Genomic DNA, 13,283 nt, shown 5'->3' with positions numbered 1-13,283 from the left:
AGCAGCCCTTTCAAAAGGACTGCTGTTTTTTTAAGATTGATGAATCATTTTAGCCATATAGTGTGGTAAGGTCTGAATCACTTGGCTAGGAAGTGTGACGTATTGGGTTTTGGCGAGTTCATCAGCAATCGCACTGTGGGTATAAACAGCGGCACAAATCGTCTGATAGTGGGTGCCAAATTGACCACAGAATGCGGCAATAATACCAGTCAGTGTATCGCCGCTACCGCCAGTTGCCATGGAAGGCCCACCGATGGTTAGTTGCTGAACCTGTTGCTGATGATAGACCTCAGTGTGATGTTTTTTAAGCACTAAAGTCGCGTTTGGATAAGCAGCGAGTGCGGCTTGATTAGTAGCAACCGTTTGCTGCTCGATTGCAACACCGCTGAGGCGCGCCCATTCCATTTGATGCGGGGTTAAAATGAGTTGCGTATTCGGGATCTTCAGTTTTTCATGTGCGATGATTGATAGTGCTGAACCATCGATAATCAGTGTTTGTGTTGGTTGGATGGTTTGTAAGATTTTTCTCAGCAGTTCAACGGCAAACGAAGTAATGCCAAGACCAGGTCCGACAACAACGACATCAGCAGCCTGGACTGCAGACGACCACTGCACGAAGGGTTGTTGATAATCAATGAACATGGCTTCTGGTAAGCGCGCGTGCAGTCCGCTGAGAACACTTAAGTCACTAGCAACGGAAACTAATCCAGCACCAGCATAAACAGCCGCAGAGGCACTCATAATCGCAGCACCGCCGTATTGCTGACTACCACCAATGATTAAGACGCGGCCAAAATCGCCTTTATGACTGATGGCAGGCCGTGCCTGCAGGACCGCACGAACGGTTGAATTTGTGATGACTTGCATCTGAATCCCTCCCTTATCAACTATTATTATAAGCGAAATATTAATAAATGGGTATTGGCAGGGCTCTGTAACACTGGTACAATAGTCTTGTAGCACAATCGCCCGTGTGGCGGAACTGGCAGACGCGCAGCGTTCAGGTCGCTGTTTGGGTAACCAAGTACAGGTTCGAATCCTGCCACGGGCATTATGGATTAAAAAAGGATCGCTTGAAGTGAACCCCCGATATTGGACCAAAATCCAATATCGGGGGGTTTTATATTGACCAAATATTCTAAAACATTAAAAATAAAAGTTGTTCAGGATTATCTAACGTCATCCTTAGGTTATGAATTAATAGCGAGAAAATATGGTATTAAGAGTAACTCACTAGTTGTCTCGTGGGTTCAACGTTATAAGGCCTTTGGCCCAAAAGGACTAGATGTCCTATCACCCGAAAAAACATTTGATGGCTCATTTAAGATGAATGTTTTAAAATGGATGAAAACGAATAAGGCTTCTTATCCGAAAACCGCACTTCATTTTAATATCTCAAATGTCGGGACCATCTGGCAATGGCAACATATTTGGGAGACTGAGGGCGCTGATGCCTTATATCGTTCCAAAGGACGGCAAACAATTATGTCAGCTGATAAACAATCAAAAAAACGGCAACAAACAGAGTTAGAACGTCTTAGAGAAGAAAATGAATTGCTACAAATCGAGAATGAATACCTAAAAAAATTAAGAGCCTTAGTCCAGGAAGAAGAAAACAACAAGCGCAAGTTATCCAAGAGCTAAGGCTTAAACACAAACTAGTAAAAATTCTAAAAATAGTTGGTATGGCCAAAAGTACGTATGAATACATTATTAGTCATGAACCGAACGGTTCATCTGACCAATCTGTTAAACAAACCATCCAAATAATCAAGAAGAATCATCCAGCGTACGGTTATCGTCGTGTAACTGGTGAATTACATCGTATGAATATCTTAGTAAATCATAAAAAAGTACTTGTCTTAATGCGAGAACTGCAATTACTATCAACTGCATTTAACAAACGTACTCGTAAATATAATTCATATAGAGGCAATGTTGGCACCGTTGCTAAGAACTTGATCAACCGTCGTTTCTTCACTGATCGTCCTTATCAAAAACTAGTAACAGACGTTACTGAAGTTCGCTGGGGAACCAAGACAATTGATGAACGCGCCTATTTCACATGTATTTATGATTTATTCTCAGGTGAAATTCTCAGCCATCAAGTTAGTAAACACCCTACTGTTGAATTTACTACAACTGTTTTGAATCGAGCAGTTAAGAAAATCCCTAAGAATTTAAAATACCGGACAACAGTTCACTCAGATCAAGGATTTCAATACCAGCATCAAGATTGGACTCATATCTTGAAAGAACATCGCATTTTTCAAAGTATGTCTCGCAAAGCAACATGTTTAGATAATGCAGCAATGGAGAGCTTTTTCCATATTATGAAAGCCGAAGCTTTCTACCAAAAAGAAACCGATACTTATGAAACACTAGTTTCACAAATATCGGTTTGGATTGATGAGTATAATTTTTCAAGAATTAAAACAAAACTGGGTTGTAAAAGTCCGATTGAATATCGAATTTTTACAACCCAGAAAGCTGCTTAAAGTTTCGTCCAATATTTGGGGTTCACTTCAAGCGGTCTTTTTTTGTTCAAAAAGTACATCGATTATTGATTATTTACCTCATTATGACTGGTTTAGCCAATGGATTAGCGACAATTATTAGCACTATTCAAAAAAAGTTGCATCAATTTTAAGGAATTAAACCATTAGTAGAAAACGATAGCTTTAAATAAATATTTTCTTATCAATATAATTATTATTTGAACTATAAAAACGGCTGAAAGCTACAAGCTGTAAACTGCATCGCGATTAAAAGGTCATTTAATAAATAAAAACATCACAAACTTGGCGAATTTCAATAAAAAAATATTAATAGGGTTAAAACTTATTAAAATATTTTTTTGTCAATACCGTTAATTTCAGCTATTTACATTTAATTAATTTATATAATATAATGCCTGTGGAGCAGAGCAGGATTACTAGTTCGCATATTGTAGGTCCTCAAAATAGATAGAAGGAGTAATGCTTATTATGAATAATCAATTATTAATGCTCATTAAATATCGTAATATTTTGGATCAATTATTTGTCACAGTTTTGCAAAATGTTGACTTATCACTCGAACAATATTTGTTGATGGAAAAAATGGATCGTGAAAAAGAAGAAACGCCCGGCAACCTTGCTGCTTGTATGGGCGTTTCTCGACCAGCTATTTCCCGCCAATGCCAATCGTTGGGTGAAAAAGGATTAATTGAACGGGCTAATGTGGGGAGTTTTATTGGTGATAGTCGTAAAGTATACTATCGACTTACAACCAAGGGGAAACAGTTATTATTAAAGATTAGACTAAACAGTAATGACATGATTGATAGTTTGGATTCTGGATTTGTTACTACCAATTGGGATGAAATTGATAACCAAATTGCGCTAATGTCCGACGCGGTTAAAAGAACATTCAATATCAATGAGATTCAAATCTTTTAGAGAGACTATCGGAATCTGAACGGGGGAGTTATTTAGTTTAGCGCGTGTTAATGGGCAGGATCGAAGCGATGGATGTCGAGTATGATTATTTTTGAATGTAACCGGTTGCGATGAATTGGCATAAACGGTATATTATTAAGGTATCTAAGGGATAGGAGAGAACTAAGCATGACAATTAAATTAATCGCATCCGATATGGATCATACCTTATTAACTGAGAGTGGCCAGTTGCCACCAAACTTTATACCAACCATTCAGCAATTACATGCTAAAGGGGTTCAATTCGCAGCTGCCAGCGGTCGACCAATGTACACGTTAAAGCAAATGTTTCCCGAACTTGCTGACACAATGGTTTACGTCAGCGATAACGGGGGTGCAATTGGTTATCAAGGTGAAACTTTATTCAAAAGTTTATTGCCGTTAGCTGATTACCAACGGATGGTCCAATTCGTTAATCAAACGCCAGATGGGATTGGCGTGATTTGTGGGATGGACGCGGCGTACGTTGAAACACAATATCGAGATTATGACGCGACTTTGCGGCAATTCTATGCCAACATTGAATATGTACCTGATTTAACGCAGGTTAGTGTTGAAGCCAACAAGTTTACGATTTATTTCCCGGGAAAAGATAGTCAAGCACAGTATGAAGCTGTTTTCGCACCCGAATTTGAACCGGCTTATTCAGTAACGGTTGCTGGTGTTGAATGGATCGATATTATGAATCAAGGCATCGACAAAGGCCATGCAATGCGCTTTTTGGCGGATTATTTCAACATCACGCCGGCGCAAATGATGGCCTTCGGGGATACTTATAATGATAAAGAAATGCTGCAAACCGTTGAACATAGTTATTTGATGGGGAATGCTGCCGACGATATGATCCAATATGCGACTTATCGTGCCGACACTAATGAGAACTATGGTGTGTTAAAGGAGATTCAGAAATTACTTTAGTCAACCAATCGTAGATGAATTGGTAATGCTGGGTAGCATCTGTTTCTAATAAAATTTCATGCGCTGTATGAGGTAGAATGCGCACCGTTGCGTTGTTAACGGTGCGCTTTTTGAATTGGTTCGTTAAATGCCGCGCGCGGCGACCATAACCGCCAGCTGGATCGTCGGCGCCACTCATTACGAGAACTGGGCGGGATTGTAAGGCAAGTTGCCAATCAGCATGCCGAGTTAACTCAGTGAGGGTGAAGAGCATTGCAAAACCGCTATTTGAAAAGACGTAGCCACACAATGGATGCTGTTCGTAGGCCGCCACGTTTGCTTGATTGTAACTTAACTATGAAAAAGGTCGGTGAGCATCAAATCGTTTAGGATAGACCCCAAACGCCAAGTTATTCCAGACAGTACCGGGGCGCTTAGCTGCAATGGCGCCGATTAATTTAACGATTGGTAAGGCGGGTTTAAGAATGAAGGGTACATCGATAACGCCCATGAAGATGGCTCCAGTAATCGGCACTTCAGTTTGCTTAACATATTGTGTCGCTAGCATTGAGCCCATTGAGTGTCCGAGCACAAATAATGGTAGGCTCTGGGTATTCCTCGTGGACAATGCGACCGATTAAGGTACAATCGTTGACTAGCGTCTGGAGCCCGTTTGGCCCGAAATAACCGAGCTCATCGTTGGACTGAACGGAGTGGCCTTGCCCAATATGATCGTGTCCGATGACGATAATCCCACGATCTGCTAAGAATTGAGCGAAAGCATCATAACGTTCGATATATTCGGCCATCCCAGTTAGAATTTGGACAACTGCGACCGGTTTTTGGATTGGAAACCAAGTCACGACATTTAAAGTATGGATTCGATCAGTAGATTGAACGGTCAATTTTTGCATTGGTTAGCGCCTCCCGAAAAAGATAACGTACTTTACGATTCATTTTAGCAGAAACAATCTAGAGATACCAAAAGGACGCCAAACAACTTTAACCGTTGTTTGGCGTCCTTTTTAGTCATACTTAAAGTTGCACATCATCGTTAATTCGTGTTGCGCGTGAGAAGTATTTCGAATAGAAGCGACTGATAATTCCCCAATAGTAAAAGATGAGGGCTAATGCGCTAATTAAGACGAAATCGAGTGGGTAAGGAATCAGGTTAATTCCGTTGAATTCCCGACTGCCCAAGAATGAAATCAGCGAAAGCAATGCGAGATAGATAATTAACCATAAGCTTCCTTTGAATTGGGCCCAAGTATTTTCCCAGTGAATCCGATACTCATAGTAGAAATAAAATGGTAAGCCAAGCATAATGACGCCAATCACCTTAATGGTTGTTGGCCACATTGCCCAGTAAGTTGCCAAACTGGCAAGGATAAAGGATAATGGCGACATGATTTTCATCCAAGGTGACTGAACAGGGCGGTTCATATCAGGGGCCATTTTACGTAATGACATGACGGTGACCGGGCCGGTTAAATAGGCAATCAACGTTGCGGTTGAAATCACGCTGGCTAACGTTCCCCAACTTCTAAAAATTGAAACGAGTAGCATGCTGACGATGGCGTTAATGACCATCGCAATGCGAGGAATATTATATTGTTCGTTCATGCGGCCGACAATCGGTGGCATGTGTTTGTTCTGCTTTAATGCTGCTAATGTCCGTGCACATGAAGCGACAAAGGAAACGCCGGTCCCAAAGGGTGAAACAAACGCATCTAAGTAAAGTAAGACGGCTAACCAATGGATTCCAAGTAAAATGGCTAAGTCGGCAAAGGGTGATTGGAAGTTTAAACCGTGCCAACCGACTTTGGCGAGCAAGGTGGGTGAAACAGAACCGATAAAGGTAATTTGCAAGAGTAGATAAATCACAATACTGATCCCAAGTGAAATTGCAATTCCACGTCCAATATTCCGTTTAGAATCACGGATTTCACTGCCGACATTGATTACTGTTTGAAAGGCATTGTATGAAAAGATAATCCCAGAAATCGAAGTGGCTGCAAAAATTTTGGCGGAACCATAGGGCATAAACGTCGCCATTGAATGCCCGAAGTTGCCAGTATGGAAACCAGTTGAGACTAACATAATAATGGTTAATAATGGCACACCTAATTTAAAGATTGCAATGAAGCTGGTAAAACGGGTCAAGAATTTAACGGACCAGAAATTTAAAAGGGTGAAGACGATGATAAAGGCAAAGACGACGAGCAAGCCACGATTCGAAATTTCAGCGTGGTGCATAAAGTGATTCGTCCAGTTAGCCCACGCCCATGGCCAAGAACTCATATACTGGACAGCAGCGACGGCTTCGATTGGGATAATCGTGACTAATGATACCCAATTGGCCCACGCTGCGATGAAGCCGAGTAATGAACCGTGACTATATTGGGCATAGTGACTCATCCCGCCACTTTCAGGAAACATCGTCCCGAGTTCAACGTAATTAAAGGCAATTGCACCAATCACAATTGCGCCAACAATCCAAGAGATGATGGCTGCTGGGCCTGCCACGGTCGTTGCCTCCCATGCACCAAACAGCCAACCGGAACCGATGATGGAACTTAAACCTAGCATCACTAGGCTAAATAAACTCATTTTGTTCTTCTCTATCATAAAGACCTCCTGTGTATGGTGTGCCATTATAGCAACCATCACCGTTGGTTTCAAATTAAAAATGCGGCTAAAATGAGTCGTGAAGTCTATCAAATTAACAATGGTAACGCCTTCTGAATTAATTATTAACAATTAAAAAAACCGTCACAAAAAGTGACGGTTGAATAGTTAATTTAAGTCAATTGCCCCGTTGAATGGCATCCGTTTGTTTAAAAAGATTTAATTTACGATCGTTCCAGAATGTTTCAGACATATCGCGATAGAAGATCGCAGTCTGACAGCCTGGGCAACGTTTGATACCATATTCAATTGGCGCCTGACATGCAGGGCAATGAAATGCGGTTGATTCAGGAATTGTATTTTGCGAATCGGCCATTAAAAGGACTCCAATCAAGTTGTTATCAATAGTATACCGCATACATACGCTATTTGTTAAGCGTTTAAACCTTTTTTTTTCAAAAAATATGCACAAATCGGAAATAATATGCTATACTATATCAAGTAATGCGAGTGTAGTTTAGTGGTAAAACTCAAGCTTCCCAAGCTTGCGTCGCGGGTCCGATTCCCGTCACTCGCTTAAAGATTCATGCAAAAGAGGTTGCAACAGAAGAAATTTTGTTGCAACCTCTTTTTTATTCTCTGAAATTTAATCCTCGGCGGATACCCGACTTACATCACACTCTTTTCGTTATCAGACCTAAGGCCGATTGTTTGTTTAAAGGCGCTCTGATAAAGTATATTTATTATCTATCGACTAAAAACTCGTGACACTTACGAGCAATCTAAGTAGTGGGAGCGTACGACATTGACATTATTAGAGATTAAAGATATTCACAAGTCCTATTATATGAACAAGGCTGAATTTAAAGTCTTAAAAGGCATCAATTTAAGCTTTGACCGTGGCGAATTTGTTTCAATCCTCGGGGAATCAGGCGGCGGTAAATCGACGTTGCTGAACATCATCGGTGGGTTAGATCACCAATACGATGGGGAGCTCATCGTTGATGGGACATCTTTAAAGAATGCATCCGAAAAGAAATTTGATGCTTATCGGAGTCAAACGATTGGCTTTATTTTCCAGAGCTTTAATTTAATTAGTCATTTGACTAACTTGGAAAATGTGATGGTGCCACTTGAAATGACTGATCTATCACATAAGGAACGGGTTGCCAAAGCGACCGCCTTATTGGAACAAGTTGGCTTGAAGGAACATATCCATAAACATCCCAACCAATTGTCAGGTGGACAAAAGCAACGGGTTGCTATTGCCAGAGCCTTGGCTGCTGATCCAGATGTCATCATTGCCGATGAACCAACGGGTGCGTTAGATAGCCAGAATACGGCCGAGATTCTCGAAATCTTACAAAAGATTGCCGAAGATGGCAAACTCGTCATCGCCGTAACCCATTCACAAGCCGTTGCTGACCACGGAACACGGGTTGTCCACATGGTTGATGGGCAGATTGATTATGACAAGCAATTAAAACCAGCTTACCCAGCTCCAACTGGTCCGGTAATTAAGAAGAGTAGTCCATTAAGTTTTATGTCTGCTTTCAAAATGGCAATGCAACACATGCGCTACGATATTAAACGGAATTTGCTCATTATTTTTGGCGCGTCCATTGGGATTTTCTCCGTCATTTTAATGCTAGGCTTGGGTCAAGGGGTGACTGGCTATATTAATGATCAGATTTCATCGCAAGTTAATCCAAATACGATTCAGATTGCAAGAAACCTCACGCGCAAACAGATTGAAGCCGGTGAACAAGGTAACTTAGCTGATAAGGATATCAACCGCCTTAATAAGGTCAAAAACGTGACGAAGGTTGAAAAGGGCTACTACATGAATGGTGTCCAAGTGCACTATCAAAAGAAGAGTGAAACAGTCCAAATGTTCCAAACGTTTAATAAAACCGAACGTGTCCAAGATATTAAGACCGGGACTAAACCTGGGGCCAACGAAATTATTTTAACGAAGGCAATGGCTAAGAAGTTAGATAAAAATTACAAGAAGATGGTTGGTCGGACAGTAACCATTTACGTCAATGCCATTAGTAAGGATCAACGTCCAGTTCAAATGCGCCAAGATGTGAAAGTTTCAGGGATCATCAATTCTGGGACTGAAGCCGTCACATATGGCACATTAGCCAAGATGTACCAAGCGCAAGGATTAGAGTTTGCACCCAACTTTGCAGCAGTCACGGTTAATAAGACCCAAAATGTTAAAGCCGTTCAAAATAAAATCAAAACCTACACTAGCAAAGTCAACGGTAAGACACAAAAGGATTACCAAATCACAGGGGTTGGTGCGATCCTCGATTCAATTAACACTTACTTGATGTTAGCCTTCTACGTCTTAGCTGGGATTGCCGGGATTTCATTATTGGTTTCAGCAATCATGATTATCGTGGTGCTCTACATCAGTGTGTCAGAACGGACGAAGGAAATCGGGATTCTACGCGCAATCGGCGCCCGAAAGAAAGATATTCGGCACTTATTCGTCTCAGAAGCCTTCTTGATTGGGTTATTATCAAGTGTTCTTGGTGCCGGCATTGCTGGCCTTGGACAATTGCTTGTCAATACGTTGGCCCAACCATTAACGCATATGCCAATTGTGGCAATTACCAGTGGCTACGTCCTATTCGGGATAATCATCAGCATTATCATCAGTCTCTTAGCGGCACTAGCACCTTCTCGTAAGGCAGCTAAGTTAGATCCAATTGAAGCCCTCGCGGCAGAATAATTGCGCTTGAAAAGTGCAGCTAAGTTCTATATACTAGTTATCAAGTTCGAACAGTCAAAAGAATAGCATCAACAGCGATTTATAGCGAGCTCACAGACGGTGTAAGGTGGGTAATCAAGTTGACGCGGCGCGCTTTTGGTTGAACAATTGCATACTATTGAGTGGATCGATTGATCAATCAGAGTGGTACCGCGGGAATTCTCGTCTCTTTCATTTATTTGGAAGGGACTTTTTTTTGTTCACAAATATTAGGAGGCTATCAACATGGATTTTAAACAACAAGTCACCACTGCCTTAATGGGCGTTTTAGGGGACAGTTTACCAGCAGATAAAGTAGCACAACTCATTGAAACACCAAAAACATCAGACTTAGGGGACTATGCTTTTCCAACGTTTATCTTAGCGAAAACATTACGGAAAGCACCCCAACAAATCGCCCAAGACTTAGTCGCAGAAATGGATCAAGCCGGCTTTGAAAAAGTGATTGCCAACGGGCCATACATCAACTTCTTCTTGGATAAGGCTACGTTTAGCGACCAAATCCTCAAAACCGTCTTAACGCAAGCCGCTAATTACGGCCAAAGTGACCTCGGTAAAGGGGGCAACGTGCCAATCGACATGTCATCACCCAACATCGCTAAACCCATCTCAATGGGCCATTTACGGTCAACAGTGATTGGGAACTCAATCGCCAAGATTTTGACAAAAGTGGGCTTCAACCCAATTAAAATCAATCACTTGGGTGACTGGGGTACTCAATTCGGTAAATTAATCGTAGCTTATAAAAAATGGGGGAGTGAAGAAGAAGTTAAAGAAGACCCAATCACGAACCTTTTGAAATATTACGTTAAGTTCCATCAAGAAGACGTTGAACATCCAGAATTAGACGATGAAGCACGGGCATGGTTCCGTAAGCTTGAAGCCGGGGATGAAGAAGCAACGAAGTTATGGTCATGGTTTAGAACTGAATCATTAAAGGAATTCCAAAAGATCTATACGATGTTAGGGGTCGAATTCGACTCATTTAATGGTGAAGCCTTCTATAACGACAAGATGGACGGTGTGGTCAACGCACTTGAAGCAAAAGGGCTCTTACAAGAAAGTCGCGGTGCTGAAATCGTCGACTTAACAGCTTACAACTTGAACCCAGCCTTGATTAAAAAATCAGACGGCGCAACACTCTACATGACACGTGATTTAGCCGCTGCGATGTATCGGCATGACACATACGACTTCGTGCAATCATTGTACGTTGTTGGTGGCGAACAACGGGAACATTTCAACCAAATGAAGGCCGTTTTAAAAGAAATGGGCAACGATTGGTCGGACGAAATTCACCATATTCCATTCGGCTTAATTACTCAAGGTGGTAAGAAATTATCAACGCGTAGCGGTCGTGTGATCTTATTGGAAGAAGTTTTAAATGACGCCGTTAACCTAGCACAACAACAAATTGAAACCAAAAACCCTGATTTACCAAACAAAGAAGAAGTTGCAAAACAAGTCGGCATCGGTGCGGTTATTTTCCATGATTTGAAGAATGATCGTTTAGATAATTTTGACTTTGACTTAGAAGAAGTTGTGCGTTTCGAAGGTGAGACAGGTCCATACGTGCAATACACAAATGCCCGTGCCCAAAGTATCTTGCGCAAGGCCAACCAAGAAGTCGCAATGGACGCTGACTTAGTCGTTTCAGATGCCAACGCTTGGGATGTCTTGAAGATGCTCGGCAACTTCCCAGATGTGATTGTCAAAGCCAGCCAAGAATACGAACCATCAGTGATTGCCAAATACGCATTACGCTTGGCAAAAGCCTTCAACAAGTATTACGCAAACTCAAAAATTTTGGCAGACGACGATCAAAAAAATGCGCGTCTTTCATTAGTGAAGAGTGTCAGCACAGTCCTAGAAGCCTCACTAGACTTATTAGGCGTACAAGCACCAAAAGCAATGTAGAGTGCGTTTAAAGCGGTTTGACTCTGAGCATTTGCCTAATATCGTGAATAAGCGACGCAGTCGATTGTTTGCGATATGTAGCAAAGCACAAGAGTCAGCTTTAAAAAGCATGTTTAAAAACAGAGTGCGTTTGAAACGGTTTGACCTTGAGGATTAACAAAAAAATAGCGATTATGGCGGGTTTTAGCCATAACCGCTATTTTTAGGTTAACCGGAAAGGTCAGTTTCAAAAAGCACGTTTCAGATCAGAGTGTGCAAGCAGGCGGTTATATTTGAGCATTAACTGGATTTGGCGAATTGACGATGTCATCGTCGATTTGATAAATTTGGTTAAGCGCAGGAATATGCCTGGAGCACATTTAAGCCACCCGATTAAATCAATCTGGTGGCTTTTTTATTTTTCGAAAAATTCTAATTCGATGACAACCCCGCCAACTTCCGTTATAGTAATCTTGAAATAGTGGGGGAGGGTTCACTAATGGTATTAGTCTTAAAACGCCAGATTAAAGGGATTCCGGTTTTGGAAGTGGTCGCTGACGAACAACGTCATCAGCCATTACCACTCGTGATTTACTATCATGGCTGGCGGTCAGCAAAAGAATTGGTTTTAACGCAAGCGCGTAAACTGGCTGAAGCTGGGATGCGCGTGGTATTACCGGATGCACTGAATCATGGTGAACGGCTGCAACCTGTTTCAGAGATTCCGTCATGGACTTTTTGGCAAAGTATTCAAACCAACCTTGCCGAATTCAGTTTGATTGTTGATTACTGGCACCAACTTAATTTAATTCAAGCTGACCGCATCGGCGTCGGGGGTGTTTCCATGGGTGGGATGACAACGGCGGCACTCTTAACCAAGCATCCAGAAATTAAAGTGGCGGCTTGTATCATGGGCTCGCCGGCACCGCTAGCCTATGCGCGCTTAGTTCGTGAAAATATCCGTGCGCATCAGTTAGCACAACCTGACGATCTAGGGTTATTGACAAGTTGGTTAACGGCCTACGATTTAACTGAACAGCCGCAGGCAATTGCTCAACGGCCTGTTTTATTCTGGCATGGGACAGCAGATGAACGAATTCCCTATGAACAAGTAGCAGCTTTTGAACAGCAGATTAAAGGTCAAACTTATGCCAAAAACGTGACATTTTTAACAGCAAATGGTGAACGCCATCTGGTGAAGCCAGCGCTGATGAACATAATTACAGATTTTTTTAATACGCAACTATAAAATAAATCATTTTTAAAAAGCCAACGTTAAATTCTTAGCGTTGGCCTTTTTGACGTGTTTTATTTCTTGGAATATTAAAAAAATAATGATTTATAATGGGGATTAAAATACGAATTTAGACGACTTTTTCATTGGTTTGGTATAGCGGGAAGAATGCTTTTTATTATTTGTATAATACGTGTTGTATGCTTATCGGTCTAATTGTTTATCGCAGTAATATGGATTTTATGTGTCGCTAATATTTATGGAAACCATTATCTGTTTATTATAGACGGAGTTGATGAAGCGTGTTAAGTTAAATGTGTTCCAAAAATAATTTTTTAGGAGATGAGACTATCAAAAAAGTAGTAGG

10 protein-coding genes, 2 tRNA genes and 1 pseudogene are annotated in these 13,283 nt (G+C 41.4%); 8 read left to right on the top strand and 5 right to left on the bottom strand.

Features of this window, described 5'->3' with window-relative positions:
* Positions 1-30: 30 nt before the first annotated feature.
* Positions 31-867, bottom strand: a complete 837-nt coding sequence (locus LCU_RS05270; protein WP_056967070.1) for an NAD(P)H-hydrate dehydratase — start codon at positions 865-867, stop codon at positions 31-33.
* A 100-nt stretch (positions 868-967) separates the two neighbouring features.
* Between LCU_RS05270 and LCU_RS05265 the strand changes: the two genes are divergently transcribed.
* The 4 genes from LCU_RS05265 (at position 968) to LCU_RS05250 (ending at position 4,397) form a co-directional block, all read left to right on the top strand.
* Positions 968-1,051: transfer RNA gene (locus tag LCU_RS05265), tRNA-Leu, on the top strand.
* 74 nt (positions 1,052-1,125) lie between these two features.
* Positions 1,126-2,498, top strand: a protein-coding gene (locus LCU_RS05260; protein WP_128486107.1) for an IS3 family transposase whose coding sequence is annotated in 2 segments (ribosomal slippage) — positions 1,126-1,579 and positions 1,579-2,498 — 1,374 coding nt in all. Because the reading frame shifts where the segments join, the coding sequence is not laid out codon by codon here.
* A gap of 489 nt (positions 2,499-2,987) precedes the next feature.
* Positions 2,988-3,440 (top strand): MarR family winged helix-turn-helix transcriptional regulator, encoded by a 453-nt coding sequence (locus LCU_RS05255; RefSeq protein ID WP_039098849.1) that lies wholly within the window; start codon positions 2,988-2,990, stop codon positions 3,438-3,440.
* A gap of 168 nt (positions 3,441-3,608) precedes the next feature.
* The gene (locus LCU_RS05250; RefSeq protein ID WP_056965978.1) at positions 3,609-4,397 is read left to right on the top strand and encodes an HAD family hydrolase; all 789 of its coding nucleotides are present in this window, start codon (positions 3,609-3,611) and stop codon (positions 4,395-4,397) included.
* On the opposite strand, the pseudogene LCU_RS05245 reads toward LCU_RS05250, so the two are convergent.
* The 4 genes and pseudogenes from LCU_RS05245 to LCU_RS05235 form a co-directional block, all read right to left on the bottom strand.
* Positions 4,351-4,944, bottom strand: a pseudogene (locus LCU_RS05245) (serine aminopeptidase domain-containing protein). The gene LCU_RS05250 and the pseudogene LCU_RS05245 sit on opposite strands and share 47 nt — an antisense overlap.
* Complete coding sequence (locus tag LCU_RS10170) at positions 4,922-5,290, bottom strand: alpha/beta hydrolase (protein WP_235805389.1); 369 nt, start codon at positions 5,288-5,290, stop codon at positions 4,922-4,924. The pseudogene LCU_RS05245 and the gene LCU_RS10170 overlap by 23 nt, the downstream one beginning before the upstream one ends.
* Before the next feature lie 121 nt (positions 5,291-5,411).
* Positions 5,412-7,004 carry an APC family permease gene (locus LCU_RS05240; RefSeq protein WP_004265676.1) on the bottom strand — a complete coding sequence of 531 codons (1,593 nt, stop codon included), beginning with the start codon at positions 7,002-7,004 and terminating at the stop codon, positions 5,412-5,414.
* Positions 7,005-7,182: 178 nt separating this feature from the next.
* Positions 7,183-7,380 (bottom strand): hypothetical protein, encoded by a 198-nt coding sequence (locus LCU_RS05235; RefSeq protein WP_004265738.1) that lies wholly within the window; start codon positions 7,378-7,380, stop codon positions 7,183-7,185.
* Between the two features lie 130 nt (positions 7,381-7,510).
* Here LCU_RS05235 and LCU_RS05230 point away from each other — a divergent pair.
* From LCU_RS05230 to LCU_RS05215, 4 genes are all read left to right on the top strand, one after another.
* A tRNA-Gly gene (locus LCU_RS05230) sits at positions 7,511-7,581 on the top strand.
* Positions 7,582-7,809: 228 nt separating this feature from the next.
* Positions 7,810-9,747, top strand: coding sequence for an ABC transporter ATP-binding protein/permease (locus LCU_RS05225; RefSeq protein ID WP_039098853.1), 1,938 nt, complete (start codon positions 7,810-7,812; stop codon positions 9,745-9,747).
* A gap of 264 nt (positions 9,748-10,011) precedes the next feature.
* On the top strand, positions 10,012-11,703 hold the full coding sequence (gene argS, locus LCU_RS05220) for an arginine--tRNA ligase (RefSeq protein ID WP_056965980.1): 1,692 nt from the start codon (positions 10,012-10,014) through the stop codon (positions 11,701-11,703).
* 478 nt (positions 11,704-12,181) lie between these two features.
* Positions 12,182-12,931 (top strand): alpha/beta fold hydrolase, encoded by a 750-nt coding sequence (locus LCU_RS05215; RefSeq protein ID WP_056965982.1) that lies wholly within the window; start codon positions 12,182-12,184, stop codon positions 12,929-12,931.
* Positions 12,932-13,283 lie beyond the last annotated feature (352 nt).

The organism is Latilactobacillus curvatus JCM 1096 = DSM 20019 (genome assembly GCF_004101845.1).
In the GTDB taxonomy this organism is placed as follows: domain Bacteria; phylum Bacillota; class Bacilli; order Lactobacillales; family Lactobacillaceae; genus Latilactobacillus; species Latilactobacillus curvatus.
This window is presented reverse-complemented; position numbering and strand designations above follow the sequence as displayed.